This is a genomic window from Lysinibacillus sp. NPDC094403 (assembly GCF_050278745.1).
Taxonomy (GTDB): Bacteria; Bacillota; Bacilli; order Bacillales_A; family Planococcaceae; genus Lysinibacillus.
The window spans coordinates 1-20698 of sequence record NZ_JBNNTL010000007.1 but is presented as its reverse complement, the minus strand read 5'-3'; the positions used below and the strand labels follow the sequence as shown (position 1 = coordinate 20698).

General features: G+C 37.7%; 19 protein-coding genes and 2 riboswitches. Of the genes, 16 read left to right on the top strand and 3 right to left on the bottom strand.

Going from position 1 to position 20698, the window contains the following annotated elements; all coding sequences use genetic code 11:
• Positions 1-118: 118 nt before the first annotated feature.
• The 9 genes from ACQKMV_RS12550 to ACQKMV_RS12510 all read left to right on the top strand — a co-directional run bounded on the left by ACQKMV_RS12550 (position 119) and on the right by ACQKMV_RS12510 (position 7823).
• Complete coding sequence (locus ACQKMV_RS12550; protein ID WP_427504296.1) at positions 119-1039, top strand: hypothetical protein; 921 nt, start codon at positions 119-121, stop codon at positions 1037-1039.
• A gap of 84 nt (positions 1040-1123) precedes the next feature.
• Complete coding sequence (locus ACQKMV_RS12545) at positions 1124-2101, top strand: thymidylate synthase (RefSeq protein WP_427504294.1); 978 nt, start codon at positions 1124-1126, stop codon at positions 2099-2101.
• 128 nt (positions 2102-2229) lie between these two features.
• On the top strand, positions 2230-2580 hold the full coding sequence (locus tag ACQKMV_RS12540) for a hypothetical protein (RefSeq protein ID WP_427504293.1): 351 nt from the start codon (positions 2230-2232) through the stop codon (positions 2578-2580).
• A 188-nt stretch (positions 2581-2768) separates the two neighbouring features.
• Positions 2769-2969, top strand: coding sequence for a hypothetical protein (locus ACQKMV_RS12535; protein ID WP_427504292.1), 201 nt, complete (start codon positions 2769-2771; stop codon positions 2967-2969).
• Positions 2970-3023: 54 nt separating this feature from the next.
• Entirely contained in the window at positions 3024-3233 is a 210-nt protein-coding gene (locus tag ACQKMV_RS12530) for a thymidylate synthase (RefSeq protein ID WP_427504291.1), read from the top strand.
• Positions 3234-3336: 103 nt separating this feature from the next.
• Positions 3337-3753 (top strand): Rrf2 family transcriptional regulator, encoded by a 417-nt coding sequence (locus ACQKMV_RS12525; RefSeq protein WP_427504289.1) that lies wholly within the window; start codon positions 3337-3339, stop codon positions 3751-3753.
• 69 nt (positions 3754-3822) lie between these two features.
• Positions 3823-4452, top strand: coding sequence for an NAD(P)-dependent oxidoreductase (locus ACQKMV_RS12520; protein ID WP_427504287.1), 630 nt, complete (start codon positions 3823-3825; stop codon positions 4450-4452).
• 195 nt (positions 4453-4647) lie between these two features.
• On the top strand, positions 4648-6066 hold the full coding sequence (gene aspA / locus ACQKMV_RS12515; RefSeq protein ID WP_427424227.1) for an aspartate ammonia-lyase: 1419 nt from the start codon (positions 4648-4650) through the stop codon (positions 6064-6066).
• A 506-nt stretch (positions 6067-6572) separates the two neighbouring features.
• Positions 6573-7823, top strand: coding sequence for a methyl-accepting chemotaxis protein (locus ACQKMV_RS12510; protein ID WP_427504286.1), 1251 nt, complete (start codon positions 6573-6575; stop codon positions 7821-7823).
• Between the two features lie 130 nt (positions 7824-7953).
• Here ACQKMV_RS12510 and ACQKMV_RS12505 read toward each other — a convergent pair whose 3' ends face one another.
• Positions 7954-8385, bottom strand: a complete 432-nt coding sequence (locus ACQKMV_RS12505) for a DUF4181 domain-containing protein (protein WP_427504285.1) — start codon at positions 8383-8385, stop codon at positions 7954-7956.
• A 547-nt stretch (positions 8386-8932) separates the two neighbouring features.
• Between ACQKMV_RS12505 and ACQKMV_RS12500 the strand changes: the two genes are divergently transcribed.
• From ACQKMV_RS12500 to ACQKMV_RS12490, 3 genes are all read left to right on the top strand, one after another.
• Complete coding sequence (locus ACQKMV_RS12500; protein ID WP_427504283.1) at positions 8933-10399, top strand: amidase family protein; 1467 nt, start codon at positions 8933-8935, stop codon at positions 10397-10399.
• Positions 10375-10617, top strand: a complete 243-nt coding sequence (locus tag ACQKMV_RS12495) for a DUF2268 domain-containing putative Zn-dependent protease (protein ID WP_427504558.1) — start codon at positions 10375-10377, stop codon at positions 10615-10617. The genes ACQKMV_RS12500 and ACQKMV_RS12495 overlap by 25 nt, the downstream gene beginning before the upstream one ends.
• A gap of 160 nt (positions 10618-10777) precedes the next feature.
• A riboswitch (cobalamin riboswitch) is annotated at positions 10778-10961 on the top strand.
• 245 nt (positions 10962-11206) lie between these two features.
• Positions 11207-11971, top strand: coding sequence for a hypothetical protein (locus ACQKMV_RS12490; RefSeq protein ID WP_427504282.1), 765 nt, complete (start codon positions 11207-11209; stop codon positions 11969-11971).
• 500 nt (positions 11972-12471) lie between these two features.
• On the opposite strand, the gene ACQKMV_RS12485 is transcribed toward ACQKMV_RS12490, so the two are convergent.
• The gene (locus ACQKMV_RS12485) at positions 12472-14412 is read right to left on the bottom strand and encodes a GTP-binding protein (RefSeq protein WP_427504281.1); all 1941 of its coding nucleotides are present in this window, start codon (positions 14410-14412) and stop codon (positions 12472-12474) included.
• A 180-nt stretch (positions 14413-14592) separates the two neighbouring features.
• Positions 14593-14780: riboswitch (cobalamin riboswitch) on the top strand.
• Positions 14781-14950: 170 nt separating this feature from the next.
• Between ACQKMV_RS12485 and ACQKMV_RS12480 the strand changes: the two genes are divergently transcribed.
• From ACQKMV_RS12480 to ACQKMV_RS12465, 4 genes are all read left to right on the top strand, one after another.
• Complete coding sequence (locus tag ACQKMV_RS12480; RefSeq protein WP_427504280.1) at positions 14951-15952, top strand: ABC transporter substrate-binding protein; 1002 nt, start codon at positions 14951-14953, stop codon at positions 15950-15952.
• A 54-nt stretch (positions 15953-16006) separates the two neighbouring features.
• Entirely contained in the window at positions 16007-16696 is a 690-nt protein-coding gene (locus tag ACQKMV_RS12475; protein ID WP_427504279.1) for a precorrin-3B methylase, read from the top strand.
• Positions 16697-17016: 320 nt separating this feature from the next.
• Positions 17017-19005 carry a S9 family peptidase gene (locus tag ACQKMV_RS12470; protein ID WP_427504278.1) on the top strand — a complete coding sequence of 663 codons (1989 nt, stop codon included), beginning with the start codon at positions 17017-17019 and terminating at the stop codon, positions 19003-19005.
• Positions 19006-19178: 173 nt separating this feature from the next.
• Positions 19179-20195 (top strand): S66 family peptidase, encoded by a 1017-nt coding sequence (locus ACQKMV_RS12465; RefSeq protein WP_427504277.1) that lies wholly within the window; start codon positions 19179-19181, stop codon positions 20193-20195.
• A gap of 384 nt (positions 20196-20579) precedes the next feature.
• Here the strand turns inward: ACQKMV_RS12465 and ACQKMV_RS12460 are convergent.
• On the bottom strand, positions 20580-20698 hold a 119-nt coding region (locus tag ACQKMV_RS12460; protein ID WP_427504557.1), incomplete at its 5' end, for an IS3 family transposase.

Below are 20698 nucleotides of genomic sequence, written 5' to 3'. Positions count from 1 at the left end.
TACCGAAAAAGGTGTTTCGGAAAACCACTATTGCTTTTTCGGAATAACGAAGTAGTGTTTTCGGTATAGCCTATGATAGTGTAAATCTAGCATATGTGACGAAAAGGGGGAGCGTTGCATGAAAAAGAAAGGATTGCCACTAATCCTTTTTTTTATAGTGGTCATAATGTCGTACCCGATGACAACAATCGCTAAGAATTTTGAGAATGATGCGGTGAAAGTAGATATTTGTATTATTGGGGGTGACAATCGTTTTGTCTATCAGATTCCAAAGCATTTACATAATAATACGCCGTATGTTGAAATGAAGAATAATATTGAATCTTCTTTAGCAAGTCATTGGAAGATCGGTGATGCTCGTTATGAAGCCCACCAGAAGGATGTTGCGTATACTTTCTCTATTAAAGATTTAATTAATGAAAAACAAGATGGACAAATGAAGGTAGCGATACCATATACTTTTTTAGTAGGAATGTTTGGTGAAAATGATGCCGTTCAATTACGCATTTCAGCTAGCAAACTAGTCGACTGGAAAGCTAACGCAAAAGATTGGGCAACTCTCGGCTTTGTGGAACTGCCTACATATTTTAGTGAACAGGAATATGTTTATGAGGGAGCAGTCAACGAGCTATTACAGCAGAGGGTAGGACATTTTAATGGCACGTTTATGAAAAGGCAAATGGTACAACAAAGTGTTATTTATTTTAGTTTTATTATTGCACAGCTTATTGCCTGTATATGTTTATCAAGGCGCTTAAAAAAGAGAATTATTGAAAATCCAGAAAACATGCATCAGTTCCGAAAGCTTAACTATATGTATCAAATCATTCCAATCATGATTATTGGTGTGCAAATTGTTTTTCTAGTCATGTCAGGGTTACTGACTGCGTTTGGTCTCTATTTTTCCCCAGGCATTGATCTATTGCTTATTATTGGACCCATTTTATTTAATATTATTTTGTTGCCAATGTTCTTTGTCATGATTGAAAGTGAAGTTTCAAAAGAGCTGGATAACAATTCCTTTGGCTCAAACATATAAATATTGTTTTATTTTTGAGCGACAAAATGTAGTTATTAGATGTTATAATGGTCAACAGCAAACTTGAAGGAGCTGATGATTGACATGGCGCATCCAGAAATCGCGTACTTAAATTTACTACAACATATATTAGAAAATGGTGTTAAAAGGGAAGATCGAACAGGAACCGGTACATATAGTGTATTTGGTTATCAAATGCGTTTTGATTTAAGCAAAGGCTTTCCTCTATTAACGACTAAACGTGTACCATTCAAACTTGTAGCAAGCGAGCTACTTTGGTTTATTAAAGGGGATACAAATATTCGTTATCTACTGCAAAATAACAATCATATTTGGGATGAATGGGCTTTTAAAAAATGGGTTGAGTCTGATGAATATTCAGGTCCTGATATGACAGATTTTGGTCGTCGTTGCTTAGTGGACGAGTCTTTCAATGCTGACTATAAAAAAGAATTAGCATCATTTTGTGAGCGAGTTTTAACGGATGATGAATTTACACGTAAATACGGAGAGCTTGGAAATGTTTACGGCAAGCAGTGGCGTAATTGGACAACATCAACAGGGGAAAGCATCGATCAATTGCAAGATGTAATCGATCAAATCAAGCACAATCCAGATTCACGACGCATAATTATTAATGCATGGAATCCAGAGGATGTTATCAATGCTGGAGCAAAGGGCAGTAAAGCTGCATTACCTCCGTGTCACGTGATGTTCCAATTTTATGTCGCAAATGGTAAATTGAGCTGTCAGCTAATGCAAAGAAGCCTTGATACCTTATTAGGCTGTCCATTTAATATTGCATCATATGCATTACTGACGCATTTAATTGCACATGAATGTGGTTTAGAAGTTGGCGAATTTATTCATAGCATTGGGGATGCTCATATATATTCAAATCACGTGGAGCAAGTAAAAGAACAGCTTTCACGCGAGCCTAAGGACCTACCAACCTTAAAAATTAATCCAAATAAAACGTCAATTTTCGATATAGAACTAGAAGATCTATCTATCGAGGGCTATGATCCACACCCAACAATTAAAGCACCAATAGCCGTTTAAACAGAAGCAGCAGCCGTTATGGTTGCTGTTTTTTTAGCTTACAAACAGCGAAGCGACGGGTAGATTGACTGGGGCGACGGAAAGAAGCGGCAAAGTGGTGGATAGAATGGCCAGGGCGATGGATAGAAATGCCAAAGTCGTGGATAGAACCGGCAAAATCGTGGATAGAAAAGCCAAAAATGATGGATAGAACCGGCAAAGTCTTGGATAGAAAAGCGAAAGCGACGGAAAGAAGTGAAGGCGACGGAAAGAATGGCCAGAACGACGGAAAGAATGGCCAGAACGACGGAAAGAAGAGTCAAAGCGACGGAAAAATGGCTAGAGCGACGGAAAGAATGGCCAGAACGACGGAAAGAAGAGTCAAAGTGACGGAAAGAATGGCCAGAGTGACGGAAAGAAGTGAAGGCGACGGAAAGAATGGCCAGAACGACGGAAAGAAGAGTCAGAGCGACGGAAAGAAGAGTCAAAGTCGTGGATAGAACCGTCAAAACGACGGATAGAAAAGCCGAACTCGCAAAGCGCAAGATAAAACGCCAAAAGAGAGATTCTTTTTATTTAATATAGAACTTAATTCCAGTAATATTATGAAGAATGTTTAAATTTATGAAAATATTTCCGATATAAGTTTTAATCTGGAAGTCTTAATAAATATTTAGAGGTGAATGATGTGAGGAGATCATTGATTTTTCAAATAGATGGAAGAGGACGTGAGCAGCGTTTAAGGACGAACTTGCTTACGAATATTTCTCAGCAAAAAGAGGAATCTATTCAACAACATGAGCTTTCACACATCTCTACAAAATTAACGCAGGAGCAAATACATAAAATGATGCAAGTCATTGAGGAAATTCGCCTTAAACGTTATTAAGAAAGACTATAAATGTAAGCGCCTTCTACGCTATAATAGCTGAGGAGGTGTTTTATGATGAATGTGATATTTATAGAAGCGTTTACAGGTGCAGAGCTTTTACAGATGGTGTCACATGATGTGGCAGGCATTTTAGCTGCGGCGCAGGGGGAAAGTGTGACGTTTCCAGTTGGCCATTTTAAGTATGAATTCCATAACTTAGACTTTTACGAGGAAAATGGAGAAATACGACAAGAATTAGTCATTTACGTAAAGAAAATATAGTTATCGTATAACGTTCTTTAAAATAGAAAAAATAAATACAGGTACAAATAATTGCTTTTATTTAAACCTGTAACTATAATAGTTACAACAGGTGGTGATACATATGGTGAACAGTCGATTTTCGGTAGCGATCCATATACTTTCGCTTATTGCAACAACATCTGATAAAAGCCAGCTGACATCTGATTTCATCGCAGGGAGTGTGAATACGAATCCGGTTGTCGTGCGACGTATGATCGGGGTGCTAAAAAAAGCGGGCTTACTAACGTCACAACCAGGAATTGCAGGCTATGACTTGTTAGTAGAGCCAAAAGATTTAACGCTATTAGCCATTTACCATGCGATTGATGGGCCAGAACAGCTATTTGCGATTCATGATGAGCCAAATCCAGCATGTACGGTTGGTCAAAAAATCCAACATACATTGGAGGGTGTTTATACATCAATTTGGAATGCAATGGAAGAACAACTACAAGCACAAACTTTACAGGATGTGCTAGATCAACTTCGTTTAAATTAACGAAGTCGGTCTTTTGTATCTAACCTGTAACTAAAATGGTTACAAATGAAAATAGGAGGAATTATAATTATGAAAATTGCAGTTATTGGCGCAACAGGGAAAGCAGGAAAAAAAATTGTGGAGGAGGCACTACAACGTAGTCATGATGTAACTGCGATTGTGCGTTCGGCTTCAAAAATTACGGCTAGTATTGATGTTATTGAAAAAGACGTTTTGGAATTGTCACAAGTAGATGTAAAAGGCTTTGACGTTGTTGTGAATGCTTTTGGTGCTCCTTTTGGTCAAGAGGAATTACATGTGAAAGTTGGCCGTCATTTAATTGACATTTTCACTGGTATTGATACAAAATTATTTGTTGTCGGTGGTGCGGGTAGTCTGTTTGTAGATCCAGACAAGACTGTACGCGTAATGGATACACCGGATTTTCCAGAAATGTTTTACGCGACAGCTAAAAACCAAGGAGAAAATCTAAATGACTTACAGCAATCTACTATTATTTGGACATTTTTAAGCCCATCTGCTTTCTTTGATCCAGAGGGTTCACGTACAGGTAGCTATACTATAGGAGAAGATCATTTATTAGTAAATACTGCTGGGGAAAGTTATGTTAGCTATGCAGATTATGCCATTGCGTTGTTAGATGAGATTGAAAATTCAAAGCATGTAAACAGCCGTTTTACAGTGACTTCTAATAAATAATGGAAACCGAGCGTAAAAACTGCGCTCGGTTTTTATCTTCATTCGACATATCTTTTTTGCTCGAAAGTGAAGCGGCAGCTACAATTACGCCAAGGCGAAATGATTATTTTTCGTTTTCGGACAATTGACTGTTTACAATACGAGATTAATTAGCTACTATCAAGTGTGAGTATTACATAAAAGGAGACGACAATTATGTCCACACAACGTATAGAAAAAGACTTTTTAGGTGAACGTGCCTTACCAAGCGATGCTTATTACGGTATTCAAACTCTTCGTGCAACTGAAAATTTCCCAATTACAGGTTACACGATCCATTCAGCGCTTATTAAAGCAATGGGTATTGTTAAAAAAGCAGCTGCTTTAAGTAATATGGAGGTACACCTACTTTCAAAAGAAATCGGAGATGCAATTGTCGAGGCTGCACAAGAAGTTATTGATGGTGAGTGGGATGCTGAATTTATCGTTGACCCAATCCAAGGTGGTGCTGGCACATCCATTAATATGAATGCCAACGAGGTTATTGCTAACCGTGCCTTAGAGATTTTGGGCAAAGAAAAAGGGGACTACCATACAATTAGTCCAAACAGCCATGTTAATATGTCACAATCAACAAACGATGCTTTCCCAACAGCAATTCATATTGCTGTGTTGAATTTAATAGATGAACTACTTCTTACAATGGAAAACATGCAAGCGGTGTTCCACCAAAAAGCGGAGCAATTTGCGCATGTTATTAAAATGGGTCGTACGCATTTACAAGACGCTGTACCGATTCGATTAGGGCAAGAATTTGAAGCATATTGCCGTGTTATCACTCGTGATATTGTGCGTATTCGCCAAACTCGCCCAAATTTATATGATGTAAATATGGGAGCAACAGCTGTTGGTACAGGATTAAATGCATTTCCTGACTATATTCAATCAGTTGATGTTCATCTTGCTGAAATTTCAGGTTTGCCGCTTAAAGGCGCTACACACCTGGTGGATGCAACACAAAATACCGATGCTTATACAGAAGTATCTGGCGCATTAAAAATCTGTATGATTAATATGTCGAAAATTGCTAACGACCTTCGTTTAATGGCATCTGGACCACGTGCTGGATTAGGAGAAATCGTTTTACCAGCTCGTCAACCTGGATCGTCAATTATGCCAGGGAAAGTAAATCCTGTTATGCCAGAGGTTCTTAACCAAGTGGCCTTCCAAGTAATTGGTAATGACCATACAATTTCTTTAGCATCAGAAGCTGGACAATTAGAATTAAACGTAATGGAGCCTGTGCTTGTCTTTAACTTAATTCAATCAATTAGTATTATGAATAACGTGTTCCGAGCATTTACACAAAATTGCTTGAAGGATATTGAAGCAAACGAAGATCGCATGAAAGAATATGTGGAAAAAAGTGTTGGTGTGTTAACAGCAGTGAACCCGCATATTGGCTATGAAGTAGCTGCACGCCTTGCGCGTAAAGCAATCCTATCAGGTCGTTCAATTCGTGAGCTTTGCCTTGAAGAGGGTGTACTAACGAAAGAAGAATTAGATTTAATTTTAGATCCATATGAGATGACACATCCAGGTATTGCAGGATCAAGTATTATGAAATTAAAATAATTTATTATGAAAGCACTTTGTCTATAGCAAAGTGCTTTTATATTTTGTGAAAAATAAAATGGTCAGGGGCAATCTTGGTGAATGAGCGCAAGCGAAGCGGGTAGAGGAACGGAGGCTAAAAGCATCACGTCCTGTTTTAACGCCTTCGTGACCAACCTGGTCGCTTTCGCGCAAAAACCATTTGCTGCTGCCGCTTCGCTTTCGCGCAAAAAGCATCTGCCGCTGCCGCTTCGCTTTCGCGCAAAAACCATTTGTTGGCACGACGCCCCCAGGAAAGTGCCCAGTCGGAGCGGAAACCAACCCCTCGTTTTGCTGAAGAGTCATACTTTTAGATCATAACTTTATTGACGCAATATTCTTTCAACGACATAAAAGCACTTTCTCTAAAGTAAAGTGAGCTCTATGTTTCTCTGTTTTTACAAAAGATGGGCTTTTTTCTAGGAATTTTGGTATATTTAAACTATAATAACAACATTAGAATAATAATATAGTTGGGGGAGTTTAGTATGAGTTTACGGAAAAGAAGTATAATTGGCTTTTCTGCTTTAAGTGTTCTTATGGGTGTCATTTTAATTATTGACCTTGCAAATGTAACTTCATTAAATTGGATTTCCACTTTATTAACGATAATTGGAACGACTATGACGATTTCTTATATTTTCTATGTGAAATATAAAATTATTAAGCCAATTAATCAATTAGCTGCATCCGCTCAAGCTATAGCTGATGGGAATTTTCATACTGCTCCTATTGAGATAAATTCCAATGATGAGATTTCGAAGTTAGCTCATGCGTTTATAGAGATGAAAGAACAATTACATACGATGACACAAGAAATTGCGAGTAGTTCTACAGATTTATCAGCGAGCATAGAGGAGCTATCAGCAAGTACAAATGAAATTACAAATGCGGTTAACGAAGTTGATTCACAAATGGAAAATACGTCTGAGGGGCTTAAGAAAGCAGCTCAGTCTGCAAATGAGAGTGCTATTGCAATGCAGGAAACTGCTGACGGTATTGAACGTATTACCGTGGCAACGCAAGACGTTTTTGATCATGCAAAAGAAGCAAATGACATTGCAGGCAACGGTGCGGAAATTTTACACGTAGCTAAAAATCAAATGGAGTTTATTTCAACTTCCACTGAAAAAACAAGTGAATTAATGCAACAATTATCAAGTAAAATGACAGATATCAAGTCTATGACAGATATGATTACGGCTATTACAGATCAAACGAATTTGCTTGCATTAAATGCAGCGATTGAAGCGGCGCGGGCTGGAGAGCATGGTAAAGGTTTTGCAGTAGTAGCGGAGGAAGTTCGAAAATTGGCAGAGCAATCAAAGCATTCTGCTATTCAAATTGTCGAACTTGTTGTTGGCATTGAAAGCGATACAAAACAAGTGGCTACCGCTGTCGAAGAGGACTTGAAAAACGTTCAACAGGGCGTCTATGTCATTGATGAGGCTACAAAGTCGTTTGGTACAATCTCTCAGCATGTTAGCAAAATGACGAACCAGCTTGAGGATATTTCCGCAACAGCAGAAGAGCTTTCAAGTAGCTCGAATGAAGTGACAAAATTAGTATCGACAATTGCAAACGGAATGGATAAATTATCTAATTATACTGAGGTCATTCTGCAGTCAGTTGATGAGCAAAGTGCCTCTATGCAGGCGGTCAACACGGTGGTGTCGGAAGACTTATGTGTACAAGCTGAAAATTTACAAAAGCTTACACAAAGATTTAGTGGACAATAATTGAAAGAACTATATTACTTAATAAAAAAGGGCTATTTTGCAGGAATAAATTTTCTGCGAAATAGCCTTTATTATTTTATACCAAGTGCATTGATTTACCGGTGTTATCAACTGCTTAATAGATTCGGTATTAAACATTAAATAAGCCGAAAAAACCAGTTGTTATCACCAAAAATACTATGCTGATCATAAACATCAGTTCTGCGATAGTAGCAAGAAAATCTCTTTTATTATCCGCGTATTTCCATTCCATAAATGCTCGTAACATTTCAGATGTTACTAAAAAGACAATTAATATAAACCATGTTTTGAAAAACCAAGGAATTCCAATTGTGTCATTGTATATCGTGTAATAAGAACTTATTAATAATAGACTTGTAAAAATTATTCGTACAGACCAATCTAGTTTTTTATGTCTTTCGTTAATGTGATTATAAGAAAACCATTTCTTTCTTTCGACACCTAACAGCTTTCTAATGATAAATCCAAAAATACTAATTACTAAAACAAGCACAATTAGAAAAAGCATTAGTGTTCCAAATTGGATATTAATATTATTCAATTTCATTCACCTCTCAACCTGATCTTTTCTTGAGATAGTAGCGCCAGATTATTTATGTACTCTTATTGCTTGAACAATTAATGAAAATCCTATAATACATAAACTCCCTGATAAAACATGAAGGGTAATATTCCATCCTTCACTGACTTTTTGAAAATATTTGATATATAAAGACACGCCATATATGCACATTGTGACACCCCAAATACCTCTAAGCTTCTTCATATGATCCCGTTCCCACCCATTTCTAAACTAACTGAAAATTTTATCTGTATAGAAAGTGTAGCACATCAGATCATTATTTGGTAATTAATTGGAGAGTGTGAGACAAACAGAAGCACAGGTTATATACATAAACTTAAGCCATTAGATTAATATGTGTGGGGCAGTTTAACATTTATGTTTACACGTTAACTACTTGTCGAGCTTTGAGTTAGCATGCATACTTATCCGACTGCGGGTGGCTGAGGAGGCTTTGAAATTTAATTATGTTTTAGGTATAAATTGATTTTTTGGTATAATCTTGAAAGAAGGGTGGGGAACATGAATGGAGAAATATTTTAATAGTTTTCTTAAAGAAGAATTGTCAGTAATCGATATTCAGAAAGCTATGGTACAAGGTGATATAACATCAAAAGAATTAACTATGTATTATTTACACAGAATTGCTAACTATGATCAAGGTGGACGAAAAATTAATTCTATGCTTGAAATTAATCCTGAAGCGATATTTATTGCTGAAGCTTTAGATGAGGAAAGAATGACGAAAGGGACTAGAGGGCCTCTACACGGAATTCCGGTTGTTTTAAAAGACAATATCGAAACGAAAGATTTTATGCATACTAGTGCAGGCGCAATAGCATTAGAAAACTATTTAGCTAAGCAAGATGCATTTCTAGTAAAAAAGCTTCGTGAAGCGGGGGCTGTAATTTTAGGGAAAGCAAATATGACTGAATTAGCGAACGGTATGTCGAGTACGATGTGGGCAGGCTATAGTTCTCGAGGTGGACAAACACTTAATCCTTATGGTGATCCAGAACTTTTTGTAGGAGGATCTAGCACGGGCTCGGCAGTAGCAGTAGCATCGAATTTTTCTGTTTTATCAATTGGAACTGAGACAGACGCCTCGATATTAAATCCTGCTATTCAAAATTCAGTTGTCGGCATAAAACCGACTGTTGGGCTAATTAGCCGACGAGGCATTATACCGTTTACTTACTCTCAAGACACAGCAGGGCCAATGGCTAGAACAGTAACAGATGCAGCTATTTTATTGGGAGTATTAACAGGAGTAGATCAAGACGACGTCGCTACATATAAAAGTGAAAGAAGGTTATTTAAGGATTACACCAGTTTTTTAGATGCTACAGGATTAAAGGGCGCTAGAATTGGAGTGTATAATAATGCCCCGAAAGCTTATTATGACTCAGGAGAATATGATGAAACACTTTTTAATAATGCAATTCAGGTTATAAGAGAGCAAGGAGCCGTTATTATTGAAGACATCGAGATTCCTTCTTTCCATAGAGACTGGAAATGGGGAGTACCGCAATATGAATTAAAGCATAGTTTAAATAATTTCCTTGTCAATCTACCTTCACACATGCCTGTACATTCTATCTCTGAGTTAATTCAATTTAATAAACTATCGAAAGAAAACTCGTTGAAATATGGGCAGGATAAATTGGAATCGAGAGAGTATTTACCGAACACGTTAAGAGATCCTGAATATTTAAATGCAAAATTAGAGGATTTGTATTTTTCTCAAGAGCAAGGAATCGACTATACATTAAAAAAATATGAATTAGATGCGATTATCTTTCCATCATATATAGGTTCGACAATTAGTGCAAAAGCTGGTTATCCGTCTATTGCCGTCCCAGCAGGGTATATGGAAAATGGGAGACCATTTGGCATAACTTTCGCAGGAACTGCATTTAGTGAAGATGTTCTAATAAAACTCGCATTTTCATTTGAGCAAGCAACTAAATTACGAAAAGCTCCGAAGATGTAATAAGAACCTCTGGTAGACAAAGTAAACACCGTAATTCTCGGACTTACGAAATTATTATGGGAGGTAACGGCCTTCCAAGTTTATATGGTTACGGTGTAGGCTATAAATTGGTTAAATCCTATCTTGATTTGAACCCAACTTTAACACCAGAGGAATGGACTGCCCTAAGTTCAAAAGAATTTTTTGAAAAAGGAAATTACCTCGAAAACTATAATTAACAATTTTTTATGTAACACATTTTGGGAAAGAAAATAGCTAGAAGATAAAGAACAAGAAACTGGAATATATTGTGTCATTTGACTTAGAAAATACACTCCTTTACAATTGAATTTAATAATCTAATAGGAATGTGTAGTCACTAGGATTCCTATGACAACTGAATAGCGTGAAATAATAGGTGTAAATTGCGTGCAATTTACTTAAAAGGGAAATCGGTGCAAATCCGACACTGTCCCGCAACTGTAAATGTGAGCGACTTTTCAAATACCACTGTTTAACGACGGGAAGGGGAAAAGTAGCGATGATCATAAGTCAGGAGACCTGCCTATTATGAGTACACACCATAACCCTACGAGGAATAGGAGGTGGCATGTTGACAAAACAGAATGCTCTGTTCGTCACTGTACGTCAAACGCCCAAGATAAAAGAAGGTATTTGCTATCAAGCTAATTCTTTCATATTTGGGCATTGTTTGACTTTATGTGATGAACGAAAGAGATAGAATGAAGGATTTCCTCGGTTAATAGGAAATCCTTTTTTTACTGATGACTTCCGTTTTGAAAATATGTACGAAAAGAGGATGCACGTATGAAGAATATTCATGTATGTACAGCACAGCAATCGCAATATTTAGATATGAAAATTTGTAAACAGCCACGCACTGAAGTTTCAAAGAAAGCTACAACAAGAATGGTTGTAGAATCACTTGTTGATCAATTAATAGCTAGCAATCTTATTAGTAATGAACGATTATTTGAGCAAATTCTATATAACAAAGACATTATTTGGATTCAAAATGAAAGTATTAATGGGCACCTTTTTGCAAAGGCAAATATTACAGATCAGCTTAAAACAAAAACAAATAGTTTTATGATGTATATGCCGACAAATCCAATTGTGTATGAGGTAAATGGTGAGCATTACCATTTAATTACACGCATTGATTCGACTCGTGCAAAACCAAATTTAGAGCGACTTTCCCAAGCTCCAAAGCCAATACTAAGTGCTGCCCGTGCTAATGATTTATTGTGTTCGATAGTAATGCGCTTTTATGAAACATATTTAGAGGATTTATCTCAAGTAGCTCATAAAGACAAAAAACTGATGAATTTTGTAGAGCGAGAGTATTATCAATTTTTAGAAGCAGTGCAGGAACTAAATGATTATCATTTAAACTGGCACCCACGTGGTAACGGTCATGAGCTATTGTTAGCATTGATTGATAAATTGCAACTATTGAAAAGTCGACCTGGCAAGGTTTTAATTGATTTTTCTAATTCCCATAGCTACGTTCTAGTGGAACCTTCATATCGCATGTTCAAACAGGCACAGAAAAAAGTACAAGCTTTATAAATTGAATTAGCACGAGATGAAGAAGAATACCCGCGAAAGCAGAGCAAATACCCGCGATAGGGAGTAGAATACCCGCGCGAAGCAAGAGAATACCCGCGGAAGCAGAGTAAATACCCGCGCGAGGGCAGAATATCCGCGGAAACAGAGCAAATACCCGCGAAAGGAAGTAGAATACCCGCGCGAAGCAAGAGAATACCCGCGGAAGCAGAGCAAATACCCGCGAAAGGAAGTAGAATACCCGCGCGAAGCAAGAGAATACCCGCGGAAGCAGAGTAAATACCCGCGCGAGGGCAGAATATCCGCGGAGGCAGAGCAAATACCCGCGAAAGGAAGTAGAATACCCGCGGAAGCAGAGCAAATACCCGCGAAAGGGAAGAGAATACCCGCGCGAGCGCAGAATACCCACGCGAAGCAAGAATCCCCACGATAGCACAGTAAATCCCCACGAAACATAAAAAACAGGACAATGATATATAACAAATCATGTCCTGTTTTTAAATTTACTTAATACAATGCATAGCTTCCTCTGCTTCATGCCATGGAACGGAGTAGCCCTTGCCTTTTGCACAAAAAATGCTAGAAGATGTATATTCAGGGTCGGCGTTCTTATCGTAGCCAATTTGCGCAATAATGTCTTCTGTATTGTGACACATATCATAACCATCAAATTGTAGAGAAAGTACGCCCTTACCATTGGTGTAGGCGGCAAAGGTTGTACTGTAGCTCATAAATGTTGCGACAGGGGCTCGGCCAGTTAAAATCGCATCATTTTCAGTTAAGATTGGCGCGTCAAATGTACCAGCAGCTTGCTGAATGTCGGTCATCATGCGACCAATAAAATCACTAGGCGCTTTGAGCTTAAAGCGGTAATAGGGCTCTAGTAATACATTTTCTGCTTGCTCCAGCCCTTGTCGTAATGCACGGAATGTTGCCTCGCGGAAATCGCCACCGTCAGTATGTTTAATGTGTGCGCGTCCCGTTAAGAGAGTGAAGCGAATATCTGTCACAGGAAAACCGGTTAACAGCCCATGATGATCGCGCTCAAATAGATGTTTTTCAATGAGTCGTTGATGCCCAACAGATAAATCATCCGCGTGACATGCATTGACAAATGTATTACCAGTACCGCGAGTATTTGGCTCCATTAATAAATGTACTTCTGCATAATGCTTTAATGGCTCAAAATGACCATAGCCTGTCACGGTTGTTGTGATCGTTTCCATATATAAAATCTGTGGTTCGCTAAATGAGATATCTAGCGAGAAGCGTTTGTTAAGCACGTCAATAAGAACCTCGAGTTGGATGACACCCATAATATGAACATGAATTTCTTGGAATTTTTCTTGCCATAGTACACGTAATGATGGTTCTTCTGCTTCGAGTGTGCGGAAAATCTTTAAAACTTCTTTTATATGCTGATCGCCCTCATATTGTACTTTCGCTTGTAATGTAGGTACTAATTCATAGGGCTGCGGGTTACCGGAATTGCCAATGATATTTCCAATGTTGGCTTCACTAAGCCCTTTAACTGTGAAAATTTCCCCAGCTTCGACCTCTTGAGCTGTTTCATAACGACTGCCATTGTATTGCCGAATTTCAGTCACTTTTTCTGTTACATTTCCAAATGAAAATTCATCACGCACATGCAACGTTCCCTGCAATGCCTTTAAAAAAGTTAAACGTTGATGTCCATCATGACGAATTTTAAACACCTCACCTTGGAACGGGGCATCGTTATGAAAATGTGTCTTTGTAAGTAGGGGAAGCTGTGCTAGGAATTCCTTTATCCCAATATCTTTTAAGGCAGAGCCAGTAAAACACAAAAAGGCCTTTTCCTGTTTAATCATCGTTTGTAAATGAGAAAGGCAGCTAGAGCTATCCAATGTCTCATTAAGAAAAGCATCTAAAAGCTGCTCATCACGTTCGGCAAGCCATTCCATCATCGAATAAGGAACATAGTCGGAACGGAGCGGTTCATCTACGAGTAGTACATCCTCAGAGCAATCCTTATGAAGCTGTGCCATAACGGCTTTAACATCTGCCCCTTCACGGTCAATTTTATTGATAAAGAAAAAGGTTGGGACGTGATATTGGCGTAAAAGTTGCCACACTGTTTCAGTATGACCTTGTATTCCTTCAACCGCACTAACAATAATAATGGCATAATCCATAACTCGAATGGCACGCTCCATCTCTGGGGAGAAATCGACGTGTCCTGGTGTATCGATTAACGTATATGTATCGTTTCCAATCGTCATGCGACCTTGCTCCGCAAAAATTGTAATGCCTCGCTGACGCTCTAATTCATGATTATCTAGAAATGTGTCCTGGTGATCTACTCGCCCGCGGGCTTGAATACTGTTTGTATGAAATAGTAACTGCTCAGAAAATGTTGTTTTTCCTGCGTCAACGTGAGCGAGTACTCCAATTGTTACATGCATAAAAAAATCCTCGTTTCTATTAATTCATTTATCAACATTGTAACAGAATTGGATTGAAAAATATTTCGTATAAAAATAGTTAGTATTTATGTCTGAATAGTGTTAATATATTTATGATTATATTTTTTAATATTTTCATGAGATTCTGAATCTACTAATCTTTCAATATCATTTACAACAAAATAAAAACGACCTATTGGTGCAAATGATCTTTGTCATTTGCTTAAAAGGGAAATCGGTGCAAATCCGATGCTGTCCCGCAACTGTAAATGGGGAGTCTATACGAGATGCCACTGTAGCCAACGCTATGGGAAGGGGTATAGATGATGAACCTAAGCCAGGATACCTGCCAATTAGTATTTTTTTTACTTAAACCACGAGGATGGGGATAGTGAACAGGTTGAAGAACCTTTCTTTCACTATGCTAACCTCTTGGAAACAAGGGGTTTTTTTTTATGCCCTTTTCTAAAACCGAACTTGGTAGTAAAGAAGTCTATTGATTTCTTTCTATATATTTAACAACAAAGGAGAAGAGGACATGAAGAAATGGAAACACCTGTGGTTTGTCTTTGCTATAGCATTGATCGCTGTACTAGGCGCGTGTAACTCAAAGGACAAACCAGAATCTGCAGCAAAAGGTGAGAAGGTTGAGCCATCACAAGCTGAAACGACAGAAGTAACAATTGAAAATAATGGAACAACACAAGTATATAAGGAAGCACCTAAAAAAGCGATTAGCTTAAATCAACACGTAACAGAAATTATGCTGGCTTTAGGTTTAGAAAATTCAATGGTAGGGACGGCATACTTAGATGATAAAATTTATGAGCCCCTGCAAGCTGCCTACGATAAAGTGCCTGTAATAGCTGAAAAGTATCCTTCTAAGGAGCAAGTAATTGATGCAGGAGCAGACTTTTTATACGGTGGTTGGAAAAGCGCCTTTGGAGAGAAAGGTGTTGGTACACAGGAAGAGCTTGAGGCATTAGGGATTCACAGTTATTTACATACTGCCTCAAATATGACGAAACCAACTTTAGAAGATATTTTCACAGATATTCGAAATATCGCAAAAATTTTCCGCGTTGAGGATCGTGGAGAAGCATTAATTAAGCAAATGACAAAAGATGTAGATGCTGTCCGTGCGAAATTACCGCAAAATGAAAAAGAACTACGTGTTTTAGTGTTTGACAGTGGTGATAAAGATGTCTTTACCGCTGGCCAAAACTTCATGAATGAGCTTGTAACTATTGCTGGCGGTAAAAATATTTTTGGTGATGTGGAATCAGGATGGACTACGGTGTCAAAAGAGGATGTAGTAGAACGAAATCCAGAAGTTATTGTTGTCGTTGATTACGGAGAAACAACGGCGGAAGAAAAAATTAATTTCTTAAAAAATGATCCAGCTTTAAAAGAAACGGAAGCTGTAAAAAAAGAACGCTTTGTGATCTTACCGCTTTCTGCTGCGTCAGAAGGGGTTCGTGCTGCAGAGGCTATTCAAATTTTGGCAAAAGGCTTCTATCCGGATAACTTTGAAAACTAGAAAAAATATGGGGCTAGCGTTTTGCTAGCTCTCTTTTCATAAGGAGAATTATTTATGAATGCATTTCGTAAAAATATACCCGACAAAACATTTGCAAAACTAAACAATAATGGAGATTTTACTCGTCTTGCCGTAAGCCCAGGTATTATTAATAAGCATTATTCTCCGGCACAATTTCAAACAATTGCAAAGGTTGTAGGGGAAACTGGTGCAATCAAATACTCCGCATCTTACAGTATAATATTATCAATTCCAACAGTAGATGTAACAGATGCAACTAAAGAGCTACAAGACGCTGGTCTGTATGTGGCAAAGCAAGGGTCAAGTGTGGCTATGAAGGCTTGTGATTTTTGCGATGGTGATAAGATGGAGGCAGCCCCAATTACTGAACAGCTATATCATTCATTAGAAGGGTTAACTGTCCCAACAAGATTACGTTTAAATGTAAATGGCTGTGCCTCTGCCTGTTATAATGCGGTTTATGATGATATTGGGCTTGTCTACCAAAAGGATAGCTTTGATGTCTATTTAGGGGCAGTGCCAATGGGTCCGAATGCACAAGCCGGGACTCTGTTTGCAAAAAGGGTAGGAGTGGAGCATATTGAAGATTTTTTAAAGCAAATCATTGAGCTCTATAAGGAACATGCACGTCCGAATGAACCTTTTTATAAATTTTATCGCAGAACAAATTCTGAGGATTATTGGGAAATGTTAAAAAGTAAGACCATCAAAACGGGAGTGTGATTTGCGTACCGACTGAGTACTTACCTGGGAGCGTCCGACGAGCTGCTTCATCCGCATCTTGTTCTACCCGATAAAATGCTTATGTCGTTACTCAAATGGGTGAACAACCACTTATCCCAGAATCAATCTTGAAATAAATTCTATCCGTAGCTCTTCGTAATTATTGCGAAGCAGCTACGGTTTTTTAATTGTACTACATACTATTGTAAAATCCTCTCTGGGATAAAAAAACAATTTCTTCTTTAAAAGCAGGAATAATACTTAGGGCGTCGAAATATTCTACAAAGTAATGAAATTTCAGCACAAAGGGGATATAAAATATGACATCGAAACAAGGGATAAAACCAGAAGATCTATACCAATTAAAATCCGTGTCAGATCCACAAGTATCACCTGACGGAACAGAAGTTGTGTATGTAGAGACTCGTATTGATGAGAAGAAAAAGGACTACGTGTCTAATTTATTTTACATAAACTTAAATGAAAAAAATTCACAACAATGGACATTTGGTGAAGATAAAACGAATTCACCTGTTTGGTCTCCAGATGGCAGTAAAATCGCATTTGTATCAACGAGACATGGCAAGCCACAAATTTTTGTGCTTTCTAAAGCAGGTGGGGAAGCGAAACAACTTACTAATTGTAAAAACGGTGCGACATCGCCTACTTGGTCTCCATGTGGTAAGAATATAGCTTTCTCAGTAAAGTTAGGAAAAAATGATAGCATTTATGATAAAGCTGAAAATGATAAGAAAGAAGACAAAGAACTAAAACCACTTGAAGTAGAAAAGATGAAATATAAATCAGATGTTGCTGGGTTTATTGATATGGAGCAATTTTCTCAAATTGCCATCGTCAACCTGGAATCTGGTGAATTAGAGCTAGTTACGGAAGGGAAACATAATTTACAGCTTGGTACATGGTCTCCAAACGGTAAATATCTTTCTTACATTGCGGACTTAACAGAGGATCAAGACTTTTCATTCATATGTGATATCTACTTATTAGATTTAGAAACGAAACATGGTCGCAAGCTAACAGAAGGAACAGGGGTGTTTTACCAAACATCATGGTCACCGAATAGCCGCTACGTATCTTATGTTGGAAATGAAAGAGAATTTGAAAATGCAACACAAGCAAAGCTCTGGATATATGATTTGGAAAATAACAATACGACATGTGTAACGAGTGAATTTGACGCTCCTGTTGGTGATTTTGTTGTCGGTGATTTCCTTCAAGGTGTTGTTGCTCCGCGCGTCCAATGGTTGGAGGATAATAAAAGCTTTTACTTCCAAGTAACTGATCACGGAAATACAGCTATTTATTTTGGCAATCTATCTGGCGAATTATATCCGGCTATTAATGATGATCAGTATGTCTATGGTTTTTCACTTGATCATAAAAATGATAGAGCGGTAGTTGCAATCAGCACTACTACAAATCCTGGCGATCTTTTTTACGTAAATTTAAATACTGGTGAAAAAGAACAGCTTACGAAAGTAAATGAAGAATTTTTAAAGACGAGAGAATTATCTGTTCCAGAAGCAATTGAATATGTAGGGGCAGATGGCTGGAAAGTAAGCGGCTGGATGATGAAACCTATTGGCTATGAGGAAGGGAAAAAGTATCCACTTATTCTTGAAATTCATGGTGGTCCGCACGCTATGTATGCCAACTCCTATTTTAACGAATTCCAAATCCTTGCTGCTCAAGGTTATGCAGTTCTCTATACGAATCCTCGTGGAAGCCATGGATACGGTCAAAAATTTGTTGATGCGGTTCGTGGTGATTATGGTGGCAATGATTATAATGATCTAATGGCCGCTGTTGATTATGCATTGAAGCATTATGATTTCATTGACAAAAACCGTCTCGGCGTTACAGGTGGGAGCTATGGGGGCTTCATGACAAACTGGATTGTCGGTCATACAAATCGCTTTAAAGCCGCTGTTACGCAACGTTGCATTTCTAACTGGATTAGCTTTTACGGTGTAAGTGATATCGGCTACTACTTCAATGACTGGCAAATCCAAGCGGGACTAGACGATATAGAGAAGCTATGGAATCATTCGCCCCTGAAATATGTAGACAATGTGGAGACGCCACTGTTAATTTTACACAGCGAAAAAGACTATCGCTGTCCGATTGAGCAGGCAGAGCAATTATTTATCGCCTTAAAACATCGTAAAAAAGAAACAAAATTTGTTCGCTTCCCTGAATCTAATCATGAACTTTCTAGAAGCGGAAAACCAACGTTAAGAATCAATAGATTAGAATATATTAGGGATTGGTTTGTGGAATATCTATAAGAGAAATATTGGTGGCCAAAGAAGTGAAAATATTTCTTTGGCCATCTAGTATTTTTACATGCCTTGTTTAACAAAGGCTGTTTTCGTAAAGATTGTTGCTCTTCAACTTACGGTGCAGTCTAGTTTAAGTGGAATCATTTGGTGTAATAATGTAAAAATTAAGGGGGATACATATGATTAAATACCCGTTTTTAGAAAAAGATGCAACCATAGGAGTCACAGCACCTTCATCTGGGGTACAAGTTGAGTTTCAGGATATGTTTAAACAATCATGTGAGCGTCTGAAATCGAAAGGATTTAAAATCATTTGTGGTGATACGGTTTGGACTCAAGAAAAAGCCAAATCCGCACCTGCCGAAAAACGTGCAGATGAGTTTAATGAAATGATGAGTGATGATAATATAAATATCATTATTCCTCCATGGGGTGGAGAACTGTTAATTGAAATACTTGAAAAAATTGATTTTGAAAATATAAAAAATAAATGGGTATTAGGTTATTCAGATATCAGTGCATTATTATTAGCAATCACATTAAAAACAGGTATAGCTACTGCTCATGGTACAAATCTTGTAGATTTAAGAGGGGAATATTCAGATGACACCACTGCAATGTGGCAGTCTGTATTATCGACAAAAATTGGAGAATCAGTCCTTCAACATTCATCAGCTAAATATCAAAAAGAATGGCAACACAATTCTCCTTCTCCTTGTGTTTTTAATTTAACAGAACAAACCTATTGGAATACTGTGTCAAATCAAAAAGTTAAGATACAAGGTCGTTTACTTGGTGGATGCATAGACGTGATAAGACATTTGGTTGGTACAACTTATGGTGATGTACAAAACTTTAGAAAACAATATATCAGTGGAGAGCCTGTATTATGGTATTTAGAAAATTGCGAATTGAACACAACAGATTTAAGAAGGTCATTAGTACAAATGAAGTTAGCTGGTTGGCTTGAACAATGTTCAGGTATTATGTTTGGTCGAAGTGAAGCGAATACGCCTGTAAATAACTACACGATTGAAGATGTTTATAATGAACTTTCTGATGAGCTTGGGATACCTATTATTTATGACGTGGATTGCGGTCATGTTCCACCACAAATCACTTTCATAAATGGTGCTTTTGCTGAAGTAGAAGTAGAAGAAGGTAAAGGTATTATTTTGCAATACTTTAATCAATAGACAGATAAATTTTCCTTGTTGAACTAACGAGGAGTATTCCTGTAATAAAGAATTGGCTCGCTCTCCTTTAGTTCGTGAAGAAAATCCCTTAAAGTAATGGGGGTGCTTTAGGTTTATAATTAATAATTTCTAAACAACCGGTGCAAGAGTTGCTGAACATGATACGGCAGCTCTTTTTCTTATTGTTGTAAGTCTTATAGACCTATCAGAAATTACAAAAGAGGTATTTGTAATTTTATGTATAATTAGTATATATAGGGTTCATCACTAAAAGTTGTGGATGACATTTTTAAAAAAATATGCCCTGTATATTCTAGTTGATTGAAGTGGAGACTGGGCGACTCCTTGGGGAATAGTGATCTGACCCCAAAAATATGAACTTTTTTATGAAGCTTTTCGAAACTCAACGGGACTTTTTCCGTTGAGTTTTATTTTAATTCGTTCATGATTGTAATAGTAAATATAGTCTGCTAACGCTTTTGTAAATTCTTCATAGTTTTTAA